This window comes from Roseobacter ponti, assembly GCF_012932215.1.
GTDB lineage: Bacteria > Pseudomonadota > Alphaproteobacteria > Rhodobacterales > Rhodobacteraceae > Roseobacter > Roseobacter ponti.
Map to the genome: position 1 here is coordinate 3277112 of NZ_CP048788.1, position 18825 is coordinate 3295936.

Sequence of the window (18825 nt, forward strand, 5' to 3'; positions counted from 1 at the left end):
TGTAGGCTCAGGTTTCCGGAATGGGACGATTTGCCGGGTGTGTCAATGCACGGTCAGTTGTGCGTGAGCGGACAGGTCGCGCTGCCAGATCATCACCTGCTGATCTCCGCCGGGGCCCGCCCGCCCGTTCAGGGCGTCGAGCATCCGCGCGGTTTTCAGACCCGGCAGCGTGGCAAAGGCGTCAAAAAGCGCCTCGGCGCCTTCGGCATTGACCGGTATCATCAGCTCATTCTGACCGGGTTGTTTCAGCCGCCAGTGCGCGGGATGCTGGCGCCGGTCGAGGGTCAGCGCCTGCAGTTCACCGAGGGCAATCACGCCCCCCGTCAGGGGCCCGAAATAGATCACCTGTCCTTCGTCGACACGCACCGAGCCGGGCCCCGCGCCCGCACTGCGAAAACGCGCCCGCTGAAAGCCGATGCGAATGAGAGCAAGGCCCGCGATAATCATCACGATAGCAGGGATCGTCAGCAACTGTCCGGGCCCGGCCAGCCACCACAGACCCAGCAGCAGCAGCGCGCCGCCGGTCAGCGCCTCGCGCCAGCGCATCAGCTGGTCTTTTGCCTCAGGCCGGATCATGCGCGCGCCCTTTGGGATGCTTTGCCGGGTTGAGCATGACTCATGTCCAGTCTCCCAGTGCCTGCTGCCAGAGGGTCAGCGCCGCAACAGCAGCGGTATCGGCCCTCAGAATGCGGGGCCCGAGCGATACCGGATGCGCATGTGACAGCCCGCGCAACCGCTGACGCTCGGCGTCGGAGAAACCGCCTTCCGGTCCGATCAGAACGGCCCAGGGGCCCGGCGCGTCCGGCAGAACCGGTGCGCCCGAAGGGGCCGCCTCGTCACAAAACATGATGCGGCGGTCTGCGTTCCAGCCGTCAAGTAACGCCGGCAGTTTCTGCAGATCAGTGACCTCGGGCACAAAGGTGCCGCCGCATTGCTCGGCGGCCTCCACTGCATGGGCCTGCAGCCTGTCACGCTGAATGCGGCCGGCATTGGTAAAGGCCGTCTGCACCGGAATGATCCTCGCCGCGCCCAGTTCGGCGGCTTTTTCCACGATGAAATCCGTGCGGGCCTTTTTGATCGGCGCAAACATCAGCCACAGATCAGGCGGCATCCGCAAAGGCCGCGTCTGTTCCAGAACCCGCAGCGTACCGCCGCGTTTGCCCGCCTGCTCGAGCTGCGCAAGCCATTCACCGCATTTGCCATCAAAGACCAGCAGGTGATCGCCCGCGCCCTGACGCATCACACCAAAAAGGTAGTGAGCCTGCTCACGCGACAGAGGAAGCGTTTGCGCCTCCCCCAAAGGGTGCTCTACATAAAGCCGGATTTTAGCTGATACATCACGCTCCATGAGGGGAACATATGCAAGAGCCCAAGCCAGCACCAGATGGTCAGGTCGCGGATGCGGTAAAAGACAACTGGGTGGACCTTTATGCACCCGGCCCTGCGCGCCCCTATCTGCGTCTGAGCCGGGCGGACCGGCCGATCGGTACCTGGCTCTTGCTGATCCCCTGCTGGTGGGGGCTGGCTCTGGCCATTCATTTCGACGGGCAGATGCGGCTTTACGACCTGTGGATCGCTCTGGGCTGTGGAATCGGTGCCTGGCTGATGCGCGGTGCAGGCTGTACCTGGAACGATATCTCGGACCGCGACTATGACGGCGCGGTCGAACGCACCCGCTCGCGGCCCATTCCCGCAGGGCAGGTCAGCGTCACCGGTGCGGTAATCTGGATGTGTCTGCAGGCGCTTGTGGCTTTTGGCATACTGCTCACGTTTAACACGGCAGCCATTCTGCTCGGGGTTCTGGCGTTGCTGCCTGTGGCGATCTATCCCTTTGCCAAACGCTTCACCTGGTGGCCGCAGGTCTTTCTGGGGCTTGCGTTTAACTGGGGCGCATTGCTCGCCTGGACTGCACATACGGGCGAGCTTGGCGCGCCGGCCGTGGTGCTTTACTTCAGCGGCATTGCATGGACGCTGTTTTACGACACCATCTATGCGCATCAGGATACCGAGGACGACGCGCTGATCGGTATCAAATCGACCGCGAGGCTCTTTGGAGACAAGACCGGTCCATGGCTGCGACGGTTTCTGGTGGTGACTGTGGGTCTGATGGGGCTTGCCGTGATATTTGCCCTGCAGCCCGGCGGTAACATTCTGGCGATGGTGGTGGGCCTTGCCGGGCCCTGGGCCATGGGCTGGCACATGGCCTGGCAGCTGCGCGGGCTGGATATTGAAAACAATGACAAGCTCTTACAGCTTTTCCGCTGCAACCGGGATACCGGCTTTATCCCGCTGATTTTCTTTGTGGCAGCTTTGCTGGTGTGATTGATAACCCGGGCGCTGAGGCGTATCAGTGCCCCTGTGATGTACAAGGCTTTGCACTGATATGCGCGTATCCCGGCTGACCATGATTGCAGCGGCATTCCTGACCGCAGCAGGATTTGCGCTGATCGCGGCCAACTCCTCTGTGACAATCGTCGAGGAAAGCTCAGAGACCGGGGTCCGCCAGCAGCTCGACCTGAACGGCCTGACCTGGGCCGAAGTCGAAGCAAACGGGTTGCAGGTTGTTCTGGCCGGTACGGCACCCAATGAGGCGCTGCGATTTCGTGCACTGAGCATTGCAGGTTCCGTCGTAGATGCCGCCCGGATCATAGACGAGATGCAGATCGCGGCGACAGAGGCCGTCGCCCCGCCGCGATTTTCGGCAGAAGTGCTGCGCAACACCGCCGGAATATCGGTGATCGGGCTGATCCCGCTAAGCACTGACCGCGACGCTCTGATAGGGGCGTTCACCGAGATGAGTGATCTGCCTGTCACGGACCTGCTGGAAACGGCGGATTACCCGGCACCATCCGGGTGGGAAGATGCCCTCGCCTATGCCATCTCCGCGATGGATGAGCTGCCGCGTGCAAAGGTTTCGGTCGCTGCGGGGCGGGTCGAAATCACTGCGATCGCCGACAGCACCGGTGACAGGACCCGCATGGAAACAGAGCTGCGGCGGGCCGCACCGCCCGCACTTAACGTGGCCCTCAACATCTCCGCACCACGGCCTGTGATCACCCCCTTTACGCTGCGTTTCGTCATTGATGACGCGGGTGCGCGTTTCGATGCCTGCTCGGCCGACACAGAAGCCGCGCGGACAAGCATTCTGACGGCGGCCATGGAGGCCGGGCTGACCGGCCCCGGGCGCTGCACGATCGGGATGGGCGTGCCCAGCCCCAGCTGGTCAGAAGCTGTGCAGACCGCCATCGCAGCTCTGGCCGAGATTGGCGGCGGTTCAGTAACCTTTTCGGACGCAGATGTCACGATTGTCGCTGCCGAGGGCACCGAATTCGGCCTCTTTGAGCAGGTAATCGGCGAGCTGGAAAACGCGCTGCCTGAGGTCTTCGCGCTCTATGCGGTCCGACCGGAAACCACAGATCCTGCCGACGGACCTGCAGAGTTTCTCGCCACGCTCAGCCCCGAAGGTCAGGTGCAGCTGCGTGGCCGGATCTCCGGCGAGAAAATGCGCGATGTGGCCGACAGTTTTGCACGTGCCAGATTCGGATCTGAAAACGTTTACACTGCCGCACGCGTTGTGCCGGACCTGCCGGCTGACTGGCCGGCGCGTGTGCTGACCGGGATCGAAGCGCTCGGATATCTCAACAACGGCGTTGTCGTTGTCACGCCTGACACGGTGCGTCTTTCGGGGGCTTCGGGCAATGCGGGAGCAAGTGACATGATAGCCCGCCTCATGGCCGACAAGCTGGGCGAAGAGGCACAGTTCGAGATCAACGTAACCTATGTCGAGGAGCTGGATCCCGTGGCCGCTCTGCCGACGCCGGAGGAGTGCGAAGTAAGGATCGCGGAGGTGGTTGCCGGCAGCAAGATCAACTTTGAACCAGGTTCGGCGACAATCGATGCCGGCGCCCTGCCCGTCATGGACGAGATCGCAGAGATCCTGTCCGAGTGCGGCGATCTGCGGCTTGAGGTTCAGGGTCACACCGACAGCCAGGGCCGCGAGGAGATGAATCTTGCGCTGAGCCAGGCGCGGGCGGAATCAGTGCTCAACGAACTCCGGGCGCGACGGGTGCTGACCGGAAACTTCCTCGCTGTGGGGTACGGCGAGGAAAATCCGGTTGCAGATAACGACAGCGAAGAAGGCCGGGAGGACAACCGGCGGATCGAGTTCCGGCTTGTTGAGCCCGATTCCGGTGTACCCGAGGGCGACTCCGCACTGGAAAGCCTCGCGGAAAAGACGGATACAGAAGGTGAAGCGCCGGCGGAGGACCCCACGAATGAGCAGAACTGAATTTGTCATCGCAACGGCGATCATTCTGTTTGTGGCATTCTGTCTGGGATGGTTTGCCAGTTGGCTGGTCAACCGTTTCACCCGGGTCGCGGCAGACGACGTGGCGCAGCTGGACAGGATGAGCCAGGAGCTGCACGAGGCAGAAGAAACCCGCGATCAGGCCATCACCTATCTGCAACAGCGTGAAGCGGAGCTGACAAATCAGCTGGCGCAGACCGAAGCAGAACTCCGGGCTGCGATGGACGGGCTGCGCGATGCCCGCCATGAAACAGAAGACATGCGCGCCCATCTGGCCAGTGCACGCCCGGCCAGCTGAAACCCGCCCCCGTGACGCAGCCGGTCAGGCGACGGTCATATGTGCGCAATCCGCATCATGGCTGATTTTCTGAGACGTACTGCCAAGAAAAGCGCCCGCGACATTGCCCAGACCGCGCCGCCCTGTCACGATCAGATCTGCACCGCATTCTTTGGCACAGGCGACGACATCATCTGCCGGATCGCTGGAACCGATATGCGTCTTCACGCCGACTTTATGGGCTTCGGCCACGGCTTTTGCTTCGGTGAGAACTTTCTCCGCGGCTTCCTTCACCTTTTCAGGCTCCGGCATCGTCGTTGCAACATGGTACCCGGCCACAGCCCCCAGCGCAAAGGCCACGGTTTCGGCTTTGGGCGTGTGAACGAGATGGACTTCGGAATTATATTTGCCGGCCATGTCACAGGCCAGTTCAAGCGCTTTACCGGCCTGACCGGAGCCGTCGATTCCTACTACGATCTTTGAAAACATTGTCTGATCTCCTCTCTTATGGGTTGAGAGGAGCATGACGATAAGGTGACAGGCGCACCATGATCCAGGTCAAGTGCCCGCCGGATGATTTTTACCAGCGGTCGAGGGCTTTTTCATCCTCATCGCGCGCCGCGACCCAGCCTGCCCCCTCTGCCGTGATCTCACGTTTCCAGAAAGGGGCACGGGATTTGAGGTAGTCCATCAGGTATTCAGCGGCCTCGAATGCATCCCGTCGATGCCGCGCCGCCGTTGCGACCATCATAATCATTTCGCCGGGCACCAGCCGTCCGTAGCGATGGATTACCAGCACATCCCCCAGCGACCAGCGGGCTGTGGCGCGCTCTGCAATGTCGGACAGAGCTGTTTCGGTCATGCCGGGGTAATGCTCTATCTCCATTGCCTCAAGCGCATCCGCGCCGGTGTCCCGCACCACGCCTGTGAAGGTGACGATGGCGCCTGTATCGGTTCGTCCTGCGGCAAAGGCTGCCGCCTCTGCACCGACATCAAACGCGGCTTCCGAGACAACGATCCTCACGGGGTCATCCGCCGGTCATGGGCGGGAAAAACGCTACTTCGCGTACCCCGTCGAGCGATGCATCAAAGTCGCTGAGTTCCTGATCCACCGCCACACGCAGCGCTGAGATATCTGCAAAGGCAGCCGCATAGCGATCTTCACGCGCGCGCAGCTCATCGACCAGTCCCGCCACTGTGCCCGCGTCTGTTTCAACAGTTTCGCGGGGCAGGCCGATGCGCTCGCGGACCCATGCAAAATACAAAACATCCATCAAGTGTCATCCTTCAGATAAGGCATCGCCTTTTTCAGGTAATCTGCACCGGTCACAAAGGTCAGACCCGCCGCGACCCACAACAAAATGAGACCCGTCTGCCCTGCCCACTCCATAGCCGTATGTTTCCAGCGCAGCCCCTGCAGATCCTCGACGCGTCCGGCAAAAACATCCGCGATCATCTGCTCGTCCATTCCCCATGCCGACATGCCCAGATAATGCTCAAAGACACCGTGCGAGAAAAGAACGGCGATCGAGATCATCTGGCAGGTAGTCTTCCATTTAGCGAGTTTTGTGACTTTCAGCGTGCCGGCCGTATCGCCCAGAAATTCCCGCAGCCCCGAGACAAAAACCTCGCGGAAAAGGATCACTGTCGCCGGCAGCACCAGCCAGGGCGACCAGCTGGAAAACCCGATGATCACCATCAGCGCGATCACCACCATGGCCTTGTCGGCAATCGGGTCAAGCATCGCGCCGAGCTTGGTTTCCTGCTTCCAGGCGCGCGCCAGATAGCCGTCAAACCAGTCCGTTACTGCGGCAGAGACAAAAAGCACAAGCGCGAACCAGTCCGCCCAGGGCCGGGTGAAATAAAGAAACATCACCGCGACCAGCGGCGCGGCAATCAACCTGATTATGGTCAGCACGTTGGGCAGTGTGAGCGTCATACGTTCACCATACATCGCCGTAATTCCGGACGAAAGCGGCATTGATACTGACCGGCCGGGCACGCGCATCCGCTTTTCGCAAGAAAAGCCAGGACATGTCGTCGCCCCCCGCCCGGGGGGCGTCCGCCGGATCAGCCTTTTTCGTGAAAGTAATCATAGATCTTCTCAGCCAGTCGGGCTGACACGCCCTCAACTGCTTTCAGATCGCTCAGATTGGCGCGGGCGACAGCCTTGGCAGACCCGAAATGCGCCAGCAAAGCCCGTTTGCGCGCGGCCCCCACGCCCGGCACATCGTCAAGCGGGGTCGCGCCGACGGATTTCGCCCGCTTTGCGCGGTGGGTCCCGATCGCAAAGCGGTGAGCTTCGTCTCGCATGCGCTGTACATAGTACAGCACCGGGTCATTGTGGCGCAGGGCAAAGACCTGCCGCCCGGGCCGGTAAAATTCCTCCTTGCCCGCGTCGCGGTCGATGCCCTTCGCGACGCCGACCATCGGAATATCCTCAACGCCGTATTCGCGCATGATCGAGGCAACAGCGCTCACCTGCCCTGCGCCGCCATCAATCAGCAGAAGGTCGGGCCAGTGGCCCTCTTTCCGCTCCGGGTCTTCTTTGATCAGCCGTTTGAACCTGCGTGACAGCACTTCTTTCATCATCCCGAAATCATCCCCCGGGGTCAGGGCATCCCCGCGGATGTTGAATTTGCGGTACTGATTCTTCATAAACCCGTCGGGCCCCGCCACGATCATCGCACCGACGGCAAATGCGCCCTGAATGTGCGAGTTGTCGTAAACCTCGATCCGCTCGGGAGCCGCCCTGAGGTCAAAGGCCTCCGCCAGCCCTTTCATCAGCCGCGCCTGGGTTGCGCTCTCCGCCATTTTACGCGCCAGCGACTCGCGTGCGTTTCGCAGCGCGCCGTCGATCAGTTCGGCCTTTTCACCGCGCTGCGGGACCAGCAGTTCGACACGGCGTCCCAGTTTGCCTGAGAGCGCTTCAGTCATAAGGTCGGGGTTTTCGATCTCATTGCTGAGCAGGATCTGGCGCGGTGGTTCGCGGGTGTCGTAAAACTGGCCGAGAAACGCTTCCAGCACCTCGGCTGCATCCACATCCTGCCCCACCCGCGGGTAATAGTCTCGGTTACCCCAGTTCTGGTTGGCGCGGATAAAGAACACCTGAACACAGGCCTGCCCGTTCTCAAGATGCAGCGCCACAATATCGGCCTCCGCAACACCTTTTGGGTTGATCCCCTGCGCGGTCTGCACCTGGGTCAGCGCCCTGATCCGGTCGCGCAGGGCAGCCGCGCGCTCAAACTCCATCGCTTCTGATGCGGTTGTCATCTCGCGTGCCAGACGCGCCTGAATATCGGTGGTTTTACCGGTCAAAAATTTCTCGGCGTCCCGCACGGTCTGGCGGTAGTCATCTGGCGTAATGCGCCCGACGCAGGGCGCCGAACACCGCTTGATCTGGTACTGCAGGCAGGGGCGTGTACGCCCTTCAAACTCCGCATTTGAGCAGTTGCGCAGCAGAAAGACCCGCTGCAGCTGGTTCAGGGTCCGGTTTACAGCACCTGCCGAGGCAAAGGGGCCATGATAGCTGCCCTTTTCTTTTTTCGCGCCACGGTGCTTTTTGATCTGCGGAAAATCATGGTCCGCTGTCACCAGAATGTTCGGGAAACTTTTGTCGTCGCGTAAAAGCACGTTAAAACGCGGTTTGAGCTGTTTGATGAGGTTCTGCTCGAGCAGCAGCGCTTCGGTTTCGGTCTTTGTCGTCAGAAACATCATGGAGGCGGTCATCGAAATCATCCGGCTGATCCGCCCCGAATGCCCGCCCGGTCGGGCATAATTCGATACCCGCGCCCGCAGATTGCGCGCCTTGCCCACATAAAGAACCCGGCTTTCGCTATCGAGCATCCGGTAAACGCCGGGCGAAGTGTCCAGAGTTTTCAGGTACCCCTGGATTACATCGTATCCGGTGGGTTCCTCTTTGGGATGAGTGTCGGGTGATTCTGCCATGTCAGCTCTGTTTGATTCCCTGCCTGGTGCTGCACCGTGGCCGCTTCCTCCGCAAGGGAGAACCTTTCCACGGTTCCTGTGGACAACTCTGCAGATAACTTATCAGCACAGCCGATTTTTCGTTGCATTCAGGGCATTTCAGAGAATTGCCCAAAAAACAGGCGGTATTTTAACCGCCTGAATTCATTGTATATTTTCTTAGGTGTGGGCCAAGGTTTTGAAAACAAAGGCCTTTTATTAACGCTTTTGTAACAATCCTCCTCACGGTGCAAAACTACGGTCAGGTCTGCCGCTATTCCACGTCAGTCACGTCCGGTGTCTGCCACGCAAGATGCTGCCCGCCATCCACGCAAAGCAACTGACCGGTCACCGCAGGGGCATCCAGAAAATAGCCGACAGCGGCTGTGATGTCCTGAGGGTCAGAGCCGCGCCCCAGCACCGTGGCCGCACGTTGCTGTGCGAACTGCTCCGCTTCCTGGCGTCCGCCCTGTAGTGTCGGGCCGGGTCCGATGGCATTAACGCGGATGGCCGGCGCCATCGCGCGGGCCATCGTTTGTGTCAGCGTCCAGAGCGCGGCTTTGGCCAGGGTATAAGTCATAAAATCCGGCGTGAGCTTGCGCACGCGCTGATCGACCATGTTCACAATCAGCCCGGTTGCGACGGGCTCACCATTGCTGTCGCGCGCAGGCCCCAGTCCCTGTGCCGCCATCGCCTGGCTCAGCAGAAAGGGCGCGCGCAGATTGCTCTGCATATGCCGGTCCCAGCTTTCGCGCGTGGCCGTGCCGATCGTGTCATGCTCAAAGATTGACGCATTGTTGATGAGACAGGTTACCGGGCCGTCCAGGGCATCCCGGGCATCCACAAAAAGCTGTTCTGTGGCATCATCATCAAGCAGGTCCGCCCGGAGTGCGTGGGCACGCCCGCCCTGCTCTGCGATGCGCCTGACGGTTTCCCGCGCACCGGCATCCGAGGACGCATAGTGCACAACGACCTCATAGCCCCTTGCCGCGAGATAAACGGCGATCTCCCGCCCGATACGATGCCCGGCGCCGGTCACAAGTGCCTTTTTCATAATCTTTCTCCCGGGTTGGCCTTTCAGCCGAGAAGCACGAACATATATCCGCCGTAAAGAACCGTCAGCACGATGCCCCAGACGCGGTTTATATCCTGTCTGGTGTAGACAAAGACTGCAAGAATCAGGGACGCCGCAAGCATCACCCACAGATCAAATGTCAGGAATTCCGGATCGACCGGAATCGGCCCGATAAAGCTGGCGATGCCGATAATCGCAAGCAGGTTGAACATGTTCGATCCGATGACATTGCCAAGCGCCACATCCGCCTGACGCCGCAGCGCGGCCATAACGGTGGTCGCAAGTTCCGGCAGGGATGTGCCAATGGCGACAAGCGTAAGTCCGATCACAGTATCCGACACACCGTATTCCTGCGCGATCACGGTCGCATTATCCACGAGCAGATCCGCACCCAGTGGCAGCCCGACGAGGCCCAGCACCAGAAAGACGGCGATGCGCCAGCCGGGCATATCCGGGTCCGCGCCTTCGGGCTCGTCATCGGGGTCTTCTTTGCAGGCGGCGCGATGCTTTTGCGTGTCGCGAAAGGCGTCGGTCAGCACAAAGGCCAGCGCCGCAAGCAGGATCGCACCCGAAATCCAGTCAAAGACACCGCGGAACGCGAGCCCGATAAAGAGCAGCGTGGCGAGGATCATGAAATTGTAGGTTTTACGGGTATTGCACTCGGAGGTGTGCATGGTCGCAAGGATCGCGGGAATGCCGAGCACCAGCAGAATGTTTGCCGTGTTAGAGCCCACCACATTGCCCAGCGCCAGCCCCGGCACGTTTTCCAGCACCGCCTGAACCGAGATTAGCAGCTCGGGCGCTGACGTGCCGAAAGCAACGATTGTCAGGCTCACGATCAGGGCCGGTATGCCGAGCCGCAGGCTGAGATTGACCGCCCCTTTCACGAGGGCGTCACCGGCCAGGAGCAGGATCACCAGGCCCAGTCCGCTGAGCACCCAGGCCAGAGTCATCCGCGCCCACCGTGGCCGCACCCGCAGGGACCGCGACCTATGCGATAGCGTCCGCAGCCGGGGCATTTGGCAGATGCCAGCCGTTTACCACCCAGCCAGTGCATTTTCCCGAACATCGCCAGAACAGCAATCACGACGAGAAACAGAGTAACGATTTTAAAAATCATCCGGTTACAACCCGAACTGCGCAAAGGCGCTGCGCTCTTCAACGGTGCTCAGCGCGTCATCCATCACGCGGGCACCGAAGCGGGAGAGAAACGGTCTTTTGATGCCGTAACGCCGGAATTTTACCTTTTCACCGAAACGTTCCTGCATCTTTGGTTTCAGATGCCCCACACCGTCGATAAGGCCGAGCTCTGTTGCCCGCCGTGCCAGCCATATTTCCCCGGTGAACAGGTCCTGATCTTCAGGCAGCCTGCCGCCTCGTCGCGCGGTGATGTGGTCTTTGAAATTGGTATGGATATCTTCCAGCAGCGTCTTCAGGCGTGCCACATCTTCCGGGTTTTCCGGACGAAAGGGATCCAGCATGGATTTGGACTTGCCCGCCGTATAGACCCGGCGCTCGATACCATAACGGCTGATCAGCTCATCGACACCGAAAGATGCCGAAATGACGCCGATTGAGCCCACAACCGAGCTGTAATCTGCATAAATCTCGTCAGCCGCAGCCGCCAGCCAGTAGCCGCCCGAGGCCGCGACATCCTCGACGAAGGCATAGACCGGCACTTCTTTCTCCGCCGCCAGCCGGCGGATCCGAGCGCCGATAAGAGACGACTGAACCGGGCTGCCGCCGGGCGAGTTGATCTCAAGAGCGACGGCTGACGGCTTTCCCTTTGAAAATGCCTTTTCCAGAACGGGTTCCAGAACCGCGTCGTTCAGTGTACCGCGTCCCGATGCGCTGATCATGCCCGAGAGGCGGACAACAGCTACAACCGGGGCAGATTTAAGAAAGGGTATCCAGCGCTTCATGAGTTCCCATGTAGAATGGTGCCCCCCACCAAACAAGGTGGGCGCACGGAAGAGTTTTCACACTGCACCTTTATTGCCGGATCCGCCAGCCGGTGCGGAATATCAGCCAGATCGCCCCGAGGCAGAGCCCGGTGAAAACCATGATCGCCAGAAGCGAGACACCAATCGACACATCTGCGGTTCCGAAGAATGCCCAGCGGAAGCCTGAGATCAGATAAACAACCGGGTTGAACATGGAGATGGTCTGCCAGACCGGTGGCAGCATGGAGATCGAATAGAAAGACCCGCCGAGGAAAACCAGTGGTGTCACGATCAGCAGCGGCACGAGCTGCAGTTGCTCAAAGCTGCCGGCCCAGATGCCGATGATAAAGCCCAGCAGCGCAAAACTGAGACAGGTGAGCACAAGAAATGCAATCATTGCAAAGGGGTGCGCGATACTCACGTCCACAAAGAAAAACGAGGTCACCAGGATGATTACCCCGATGATCAGCGCTTTGGTCGCAGCAGCGCCCACATAGCCTGCAACGATTTCAAGAAAATTCACCGGGGCGGAGAGCAGTTCATAGACCGTGCCGATGAATTTGGGAAAGTAGATGCCGAAGGAGGCATTGGAGATCGCCTGGGTAATGACTGACAGCATGATCAGTCCCGGCACGATGAACGCGCCATAACTCACGCCCTCAACTTCCTGGATGCGGCTGCCGATCGCTGCGCCGAAGACCACAAAATAGAGTGAAGTGGACAACACCGGTGAAATCAGACTCTGCGCAAGGGTGCGGAAAAAGCGGGCCATCTCAAAGAGGTATATTGCGCGGACTGCCTCAAAGTTCATGACGCGACCTCCTCTTCCCGCGATACAAGGTCCACAAAGATATCCTCGAGGCTGCTCTGGCGGGTAGCGACGTCGCGCAGGACCAGGCCGGCAGCGGCAACATCGCGCAGCAGTTTCGTGATGCCTGTGCGATCTGCTCTGGTGTCATAGGAATAGGTCAGCGTTTTGCGGTCCTCGCAGAGCACAAGGTCGTAGGACGCCAGTGCTTCCGGGATTTCGTCGAGCTCTTCAGAGAGCTGCACATCAAGCTGTTTGCGGCCCATCCGGGTCATCAGCGCATCCTTATCCTCAACCAGCAGCATCTCGCCCCGGGCGATGACGCCGATGCGATCGGCGATGGCTTCGGCCTCTTCGATGTAATGGGTTGTCAGCACGATGGTCACGCCGGTGGCTTTCAGGCCCCGGACGACCTCCCACATATCTTTTCTGAGCTCGACATCCACGCCCGCCGTCGGTTCATCGAGAAACAGAAGCCGCGGCTCATGGCTCAGCGCCTTGGCAATCAGGACCCGGCGTTTCATCCCGCCTGACAGCTCACGGATCTGGTTGTTGCGTTTGTCCCAGAGCGACAGTTGCCTGAGCACTTTTTCGATCAGCGCATCATCGCGGGCCTTGCCGAAAAGGCCACGCGAAAACCGGACGGTGTTGATGACCCGTTCGAAGGGTTCGAGATTTATCTCCTGCGGCACCAGGCCGATCATCGCCCGCGCGGCACGATATTCACTCACCGTGTTGTGGCCGCCCACATGCACGGTACCCGACGTCGCCATGGTGATCCCGCAGGCCGTGGAAATCAGCGTCGTTTTGCCCGCGCCGTTAGGACCGAGCAGCGCCACGATCTCTCCCGCATCAATCTGCAGGTCAACGCCCTTAAGCGCCTCGAACCCGTCGGCATAGGATTTGCGCAGATCTGCGATATCGAGAATGGGTGGCATAGGGACCTCTGGCTTTCCGGGCCTGTTACGTATGCCGGAAACCGCTGGGGCAACAGAGCACAAATGCACAGATATGTGTCAGACTGTGCGCATCCCGGGCGCCGGCTGGCTCAGGCCTTGCCGGTGATGCGCTTCAGCCAGCTCTTTTTTTCCGCCTCCGGTGCATCATCCGCCGGGGCTTCATCAGACTGCGCCGGCCCTTCGAGCGTTTCCTGCAGATTGGCAAAAAACTGATCCGCCATCTTTTTAGCAAACCCGTCGATGATGCGGCTGCCCAGCTGCGCCAGCTTCCCCCCAACCTTAGCTTCGACGTCATAGCTGAGCTCGGTCCCGCCATCTTTTGCGGTCATGCGCACCTCGGCGCCGCCTTTGGCGAACCCGGCAGCGCCGCCTTTGCCCTCACCCGATATCGTCAGAGAGCTGTCCGGCACCATATCGGACAGGGTCACCCTGCCTTTGAATGTCGCTTTGACCGGCCCGACCTTCTGCACAACCGTGGCCTCGAAGCCATCTTCCGGCGATCCGGTCACGTCCTGCGCGCCCGGCACACAGGCCTCCAGCACCTCGGGCGTCAGCAAAGCGGCATAAACCTGCGCCGGTGTTGCGGCGATCTGGCGGGTGTCTGACATCTGCATGGGAGCCTCCTTTGCGTCGGTGTCTGTGCAAAGCGTAGCGTAAGCAATCGGGCCGTGCCATTCGATTTTACCGATGTCGCATTCGGGCTCGACAGCGCGCTGCCGGCTGATAGGTCTGGCACATGGCCACGCTTCCCGAAAACCGCGCCGCAGCCGGCATTTTCTTCGTACTGGGCGGCGTCCTGGCTATTTCGTTCAACGACATGCTGATCAAACAGCTCTCCGGCGGGTATCCCCTGCACGAGCTGGTTTTTATCCGTTCTTTTATCGGCATCATCCTGTCGCTTTTTCTGATCCGCATGGAAGGCGGTCTGCAGATCCTGCGCACCAGCCAGCCTATGCTCCATGCGCTGCGCGGCCTGCTGATTGTGGTCGCCAATATGTGTTATTTCGCGGCACTGGCGGCAATGCCGCTGGCCGATGCCACAGCACTTTTTTTTGCCGCGCCACTGATCATTACGCTCCTGTCTGTTCCGATGCTGGGCGAAAAAGTCGGGCCTTTGCGGCTTGCCGCCGTGACTGTCGGTTTTGCCGGGGTGGTCATCATGCAGCGCCCCTGGGCCAGCGCAGAAGAGTTGCAGGTCTCGCGTCTGGTGCTGGTCTTGCCGGTGATCGCGGCACTCACTTATGCTCTGAACCAGCTGATGACACGCATGCTGGGGGTGAACAGCAAAGCGTCGGCGATGTCGGTCTATGTGCAGCTGGCGTTCATCGTCGTCTCCTCGGGGTTTTTTCTGATCGCAGGCGACGGGCGCTATGCTGAAGGGCTCGACAACCCTTCGCTGATCTTTCTGTTGCGGCCATGGGTCTGGCCCACGGCACAGGACTGGGTCTGGCTGGTGACGATGGGGGCGAATGCAGCCATCATCGGGTACTGCCTCAGTCAGGCTTACCGGATCGCCGATGCGGCCACCGTGGCGCCGTTTGAATATGTCGGGCTCCCGCTTGCCGTGCTCTGGGGATGGCTCATCTTCGGCGATCTGCCGGCACTGGAAGTCTGGATCGGGATCGCGCTGATACTCGGCTCCGGCCTTTTCGTGTTCCTGCGCGAACAGCACAAGGCCCGCGTGGTCGCGCGGGGCCCTGTGAAACGCAGATGATGTCTCAGTGACCGGTCAGCACCAGCGTCTGCAACGGTAACAGCAGCGACTGGATGCGCAGACCTGCCGCATGCACCAGCCCGACGGTATCAACCACATGCATGCTGACCCGGGTCAGAAAGCCCAGATCGGTGTCCGGATCCTCGAGCTGTGCATGAAAACTGGTATAGGCATTGGCCACGCAGCGGCTGCCGGGTGGAATATCATCCGTCTGGCCGGGATATATCGGTTCCATAAAGACAGTGACCGAGCCCGGCGCGCCCTGGTTCTGCGGATCGACAAGGCGGTCGGAAGGGCGGATCTGTCCGGCGGCGATCACATCCTGGACCCCCGTAATCACCATCGGAATGATCGTGAAAGGTTTGGAGATACAGGTAATCTCAGCCACACCGCCGGGCTTCACGACCTGGGTCGAGATCTGTGAAAAGCCGGCCTGAAACCGCCCGCTGCCCGAGCCGCGCGGGACGAGAATACCCGCAGGCCTGAGGATGGGGTTGACGATATCACCCACCTGCAGCGCAAACTGTTCCACGACTGCGTCCGTGCCGGCGTAGACGGTCATTTTGTCCAGCTCGACCTCTGCCTGTTCAAGCGCAGCTTCGGCGCTGGCCCGGCGGGCAGGCAGAAGGACGGTGATGTTAGCCTCAACTGCGTCAATGCCCGCATAGGCCGCATCCAGCGCGCCCTGCCGCACATCACGTTCGTTCTCAAGGATTTCAACGTCCCGCTCGGACACCGCAGACGAACCGCGCTCAAAGAGACTTCTCTGGCGCTCGAGATCATCTGTGGTCTGGGTCAGTGCTGCCTGGGCCTGATCGACGGCGGCCTCTGCTGCTGCGCGGTCTGACTGCGCCAGAGCAAGCGATGCGTCGACCTCTTCAATCTGGCGCATTGCCGTTTCAAGCGCCGCTTCCTGACGGGTGCTGTCCAGCCTGAAGATGCGATCCCCTGCAGACACTTCGCTGTTGTTCTCAACATAAACCTCAGCGACCCGACCGGCGGATTCCGACAGGATGGTCACCGTGCGGAAGTAAGACGACACATTCTTAGTCTGGGGGTGATAATAAAAGACCACCGTGATCAGGCTGATCGTGAGCATGGCACAAAGTGTGATGCCCCAGCGCAGCTCGTACCAGACGGTGAAGAAGTTGATCTCCCGGCCCCATCTTTTATCCTGAAATTTCCGGCGCAGCAGGTAATCGGGCAGGATTGTCACCAGAGAGCAGATAATCAGTTCAAGCACATCAGCGCTCCCGGTTCACGAGGTCGGTGAGCGACTGCGCGATATTCTGCAGCGGTGTCACGATGTCAGGCGGTCGGAAAGCGGCAAGTACCAGCGCGCCGACCCAGAAAACGTTGTTGTGGGTAAAAAGAGCCAGCATCGCCAGGATACTGATCAGCTGCAGCTGTGTGCTGTTGCCCTGATGGGCCATCTTCTCGGGCATCGCATGCAGAGTGAAATAGGCAATTCCCAGGAGCAGGATCACCCCGACCACAAGAAAGATCATGACCGTAAACAGGTGATCGCCCCCGTCGGGTGTCGAGAAGAATGGCGGAAGGTGGTGAGGTGCGAGTGGGTGAATATTTTCCGACATGGCTGCCAAGGGTCCCCGTATGTTTTCTGACACACCGCCACGCTACAGTTCCGGGCGGCTGTCCGCCATGTCAAAATGCCACGTGCCCGCGGCTCAGCTGATGCGGACCACGACTTTTCCGGTGGCTTTGCGGGTGCGCAGCAGGTCAAGGGCGTCGTTGGCCTCTTCCAGCGGCAGCACGTGGCTGACATGGGGGTGAATGCGGCCCTCAACATACCAGGCGATCAGTTCACGGAAACTGTCGGTCAGCACGGCGGGGTTAACCCGCGTGTACCCGCCCCAGTAAAAACCGATCACTGTCAGGTTTTTAACCAGCAGATGATTGGCGGGGATCTGTGGCACCTCGCCCGAGGCAAAGCCAAGCGGAATAAGCCGCGCCTCAGGATTGCACGCCCGCAGAGCCGCTCTGAACTGATCGCCGCCGATCGGATCATAAACAACATCGGCGCCGCCGAGCGCCTTGACCATTTCGCGGATATCATCGGTCTCTGAATTTACAAGATGATCCGCGCCGGCCTGCTTTGCCACCTGCAGCTTTTCCGCGCCGCGGGCCACTGCGACAACCTCGGCGCCCATCAGTTTGCCAAGCTCCACAGCCGTCAGCCCCACACCGCCCGAGGCCCCAAGCACCAGAAGGCGTTCTCCCGGTTTCAGACCCGCCTTATAGGACAGTGCGACATGGCTGGTGCCATAGGCGATCAGAAACGCCGCGGCATGCTCATCGGTCATTTCATCCGGGACGGGCACGCAGACATTCGCCGGGATTGCCGCGTAATCTGCCAGCGCGTCAAATCCGCAATAGGCCGCGACCCGCTGTCCGGTCAAGAGATCTGTGACGCCCTCACCCACCGCGGTGACAGTGCCACAGAGCTCCATGCCAAGAGTGAAAGGCAGCTGTGGTTTTTCCTGATAGGTGCCTTTGATGATCAGCAGATCGCCGAAGTTCAGCCCGCAGGTGCGGACTTTGACCACCACCTGTCCGGGGGCCGCCTGTGGCTCCGGGATATCCTCAAGGGTGAGCGGCTGTCCGAGCTCTGTCACCTGCATCGCGCGCATGGGGTTCTCCTCTTCTGACCCGCCCGGTGCGATGTGGCCAGAGCAGGCGCGGGAAGGCAAGGGGCGACGCCCCGGAAAGTGCGCTTCAAAGGTCTTCTGTTCCACGAACGAACGGGTATGGTGCAGGCGACCTGTCTGATGGAGAGCCGGGGTGAACTTTGAACGTTACGGAATTTATTACACGGCCTCCGATGGCGCTTTTGCGCGCGCCGGCGCAACATGGCTGGGCTGGGATATTGCCACGGGAGAGAGCGTCGGCACGCCCGATGAGGAAATAGTCGGACGGCCGCGCCGGTATGGCTTTCACGGCACGATCAAACCGCCGTTCCGCCTTGCCGCGCAAAGAGATGCACAGGCTCTGAAGAATGCCCTGAAGGATCTCTGCGCGACGCTGAGCCCGGCCACGACCGGAGCGCTTGAAATCAGCTGTCTCGGGCGGTTCCTGGCGCTTACGCCCGGCGGTGACACACAAGGTCTGGCGCTGCTGGCGGGCCGTGTAGTCCGGGACCTTGACCCGTTTCGCGCGCCCCCCACAGTTCAGGAGCTTGAAAAACGGCGCAGATCGCGGCTGTCAGAACAGCAGGAGGCCAATCTCAGCCGCTGGGGGTATCCTTACGTTCTGGAGGAATTCCGGTTCCATATGACGCTGACCGGCCCGCTGAAAGAGCCGCTGCTGGCGCAGACCCGGGCTGCGGCTGAAGTGCATTTCGAAGGTCTGTGCCCGGATCCCTTCAGGGTGGACAGCCTTACGCTGACCGGCGAAGACGCGTCCGGAATGTTTCATGAAGTCATGCGCTGCCCGCTCGGCGGGGCCCCTGCCCGCTGACATAAAACGTCAGATAAAACCGATAAGTTCCAGCGCCCTGCGGGCATCGTCCTGCTCTTTGGGTGTTCCGTCCAGCACGTCATGGTTCAGGTGTGCCACCAGAGTGCTGAGGGTGCGTTCTTTGAGACACCTGCCGATGAACGGAGGCACATCGCCCGGCTCGATCGACAGGATGTGTTGCGACGCCTGCGTGTCAAAGGCCTGATGGTGTTTCATGCTGCCCCCCGGCATATTTCGGATCTCTTTAAAGGATATCCGGCGGTGCACGCGCGTGTCACGGATTCGTTACGAGTTGTCCAC

The 18825-nt window shown here is 60.4% G+C and carries 22 protein-coding genes; 5 read left to right on the top strand and 17 right to left on the bottom strand.

What is annotated here, in order from left to right:
- Nucleotides 1-42 precede the first annotated feature (42 nt).
- Together G3256_RS15670 and G3256_RS15675 are read right to left on the bottom strand one after the other, a co-directional pair.
- Complete coding sequence (locus tag G3256_RS15670) at nt 43-576, bottom strand: hypothetical protein (RefSeq protein ID WP_169641717.1); 534 nt, start codon at nt 574-576, stop codon at nt 43-45.
- Nucleotides 577-616: 40 nt separating this feature from the next.
- Entirely contained in the window at nt 617-1348 is a 732-nt protein-coding gene (locus G3256_RS15675; protein ID WP_169641718.1) for a 16S rRNA (uracil(1498)-N(3))-methyltransferase, read from the bottom strand.
- A gap of 11 nt (nt 1349-1359) precedes the next feature.
- Here G3256_RS15675 and ubiA point away from each other — a divergent pair, with 11 nt between their 5' ends.
- The 3 genes from ubiA (at nt 1360) to G3256_RS15690 (ending at nt 4604) form a co-directional block, all read left to right on the top strand.
- Nucleotides 1360-2322: a 4-hydroxybenzoate octaprenyltransferase gene (ubiA, locus tag G3256_RS15680; protein ID WP_169641719.1), complete on the top strand. Its 963-nt coding sequence runs from the start codon at nt 1360-1362 to the stop codon at nt 2320-2322.
- A 61-nt stretch (nt 2323-2383) separates the two neighbouring features.
- Nucleotides 2384-4288, top strand: a complete 1905-nt coding sequence (locus tag G3256_RS15685; RefSeq protein WP_169641720.1) for an OmpA family protein — start codon at nt 2384-2386, stop codon at nt 4286-4288.
- Entirely contained in the window at nt 4275-4604 is a 330-nt protein-coding gene (locus G3256_RS15690) for a hypothetical protein (protein ID WP_169641721.1), read from the top strand. The genes G3256_RS15685 and G3256_RS15690 overlap by 14 nt, the downstream gene beginning before the upstream one ends.
- A gap of 24 nt (nt 4605-4628) precedes the next feature.
- Here the strand turns inward: G3256_RS15690 and G3256_RS15695 are convergent, their stop codons facing one another.
- The 11 genes from G3256_RS15695 to G3256_RS15745 form a co-directional block, all read right to left on the bottom strand.
- Nucleotides 4629-5072 carry a universal stress protein gene (locus tag G3256_RS15695; RefSeq protein ID WP_169641722.1) on the bottom strand — a complete coding sequence of 148 codons (444 nt, stop codon included), beginning with the start codon at nt 5070-5072 and terminating at the stop codon, nt 4629-4631.
- Between the two features lie 91 nt (nt 5073-5163).
- Nucleotides 5164-5607, bottom strand: a complete 444-nt coding sequence (locus G3256_RS15700) for a molybdenum cofactor biosynthesis protein MoaE (RefSeq protein ID WP_169641723.1) — start codon at nt 5605-5607, stop codon at nt 5164-5166.
- Between the two features lie 4 nt (nt 5608-5611).
- Nucleotides 5612-5857: a molybdopterin converting factor subunit 1 gene (moaD, locus tag G3256_RS15705; RefSeq protein ID WP_169641724.1), complete on the bottom strand. Its 246-nt coding sequence runs from the start codon at nt 5855-5857 to the stop codon at nt 5612-5614.
- Nucleotides 5857-6522: a CDP-diacylglycerol--glycerol-3-phosphate 3-phosphatidyltransferase gene (gene pgsA, locus G3256_RS15710; RefSeq protein ID WP_169642472.1), complete on the bottom strand. Its 666-nt coding sequence runs from the start codon at nt 6520-6522 to the stop codon at nt 5857-5859. Before pgsA ends, moaD begins: the two co-directional genes overlap by 1 nt.
- Before the next feature lie 131 nt (nt 6523-6653).
- Nucleotides 6654-8531, bottom strand: coding sequence for an excinuclease ABC subunit UvrC (uvrC, locus tag G3256_RS15715; RefSeq protein WP_169641725.1), 1878 nt, complete (start codon nt 8529-8531; stop codon nt 6654-6656).
- Nucleotides 8532-8823: 292 nt separating this feature from the next.
- On the bottom strand, nt 8824-9603 hold the full coding sequence (locus G3256_RS15720) for an SDR family oxidoreductase (RefSeq protein WP_169641726.1): 780 nt from the start codon (nt 9601-9603) through the stop codon (nt 8824-8826).
- Between the two features lie 23 nt (nt 9604-9626).
- Entirely contained in the window at nt 9627-10577 is a 951-nt protein-coding gene (locus tag G3256_RS15725; RefSeq protein ID WP_206040756.1) for a calcium/sodium antiporter, read from the bottom strand.
- Nucleotides 10578-10748: 171 nt separating this feature from the next.
- Complete coding sequence (locus tag G3256_RS15730; protein WP_169641727.1) at nt 10749-11546, bottom strand: S49 family peptidase; 798 nt, start codon at nt 11544-11546, stop codon at nt 10749-10751.
- Nucleotides 11547-11616: 70 nt separating this feature from the next.
- Nucleotides 11617-12378 (bottom strand): ABC transporter permease, encoded by a 762-nt coding sequence (locus G3256_RS15735; RefSeq protein WP_169641728.1) that lies wholly within the window; start codon nt 12376-12378, stop codon nt 11617-11619.
- Nucleotides 12375-13313, bottom strand: coding sequence for an ABC transporter ATP-binding protein (locus G3256_RS15740; protein WP_169641729.1), 939 nt, complete (start codon nt 13311-13313; stop codon nt 12375-12377). The genes G3256_RS15735 and G3256_RS15740 overlap by 4 nt, the downstream gene beginning before the upstream one ends.
- 110 nt (nt 13314-13423) lie before the next feature.
- A complete protein-coding gene (locus G3256_RS15745) occupies nt 13424-13948 on the bottom strand; it encodes an SRPBCC family protein (RefSeq protein WP_169641730.1) in 525 nt (174 codons plus the stop codon).
- 122 nt (nt 13949-14070) lie between these two features.
- On the opposite strand from G3256_RS15745, the gene G3256_RS15750 reads away from it, so the two are divergent.
- Nucleotides 14071-15048 (top strand): DMT family transporter, encoded by a 978-nt coding sequence (locus tag G3256_RS15750; RefSeq protein ID WP_169641731.1) that lies wholly within the window; start codon nt 14071-14073, stop codon nt 15046-15048.
- A gap of 4 nt (nt 15049-15052) precedes the next feature.
- Here G3256_RS15750 and G3256_RS15755 read toward each other — a convergent pair whose 3' ends face one another.
- The 3 genes from G3256_RS15755 to G3256_RS15765 all read right to left on the bottom strand — a co-directional run bounded on the left by G3256_RS15755 (nt 15053) and on the right by G3256_RS15765 (nt 17699).
- The gene (locus tag G3256_RS15755) at nt 15053-16291 is read right to left on the bottom strand and encodes an HlyD family secretion protein (RefSeq protein WP_169641732.1); all 1239 of its coding nucleotides are present in this window, start codon (nt 16289-16291) and stop codon (nt 15053-15055) included.
- 1 nt (nt 16292) lies between these two features.
- Nucleotides 16293-16643, bottom strand: a complete 351-nt coding sequence (locus tag G3256_RS15760) for a hypothetical protein (RefSeq protein ID WP_169641733.1) — start codon at nt 16641-16643, stop codon at nt 16293-16295.
- Nucleotides 16644-16736: 93 nt separating this feature from the next.
- Nucleotides 16737-17699 (bottom strand): NADPH:quinone oxidoreductase family protein, encoded by a 963-nt coding sequence (locus G3256_RS15765; RefSeq protein ID WP_169641734.1) that lies wholly within the window; start codon nt 17697-17699, stop codon nt 16737-16739.
- A gap of 151 nt (nt 17700-17850) precedes the next feature.
- On the opposite strand from G3256_RS15765, the gene G3256_RS15770 reads away from it, so the two are divergent.
- Complete coding sequence (locus tag G3256_RS15770) at nt 17851-18525, top strand: DUF1045 domain-containing protein (protein WP_169641735.1); 675 nt, start codon at nt 17851-17853, stop codon at nt 18523-18525.
- Nucleotides 18526-18534: 9 nt separating this feature from the next.
- On the opposite strand, the gene G3256_RS15775 is transcribed toward G3256_RS15770, so the two are convergent.
- Nucleotides 18535-18741, bottom strand: coding sequence for a hypothetical protein (locus G3256_RS15775; RefSeq protein ID WP_169641736.1), 207 nt, complete (start codon nt 18739-18741; stop codon nt 18535-18537).
- Between the last annotated feature and the right edge of the window lie 84 nt (nt 18742-18825).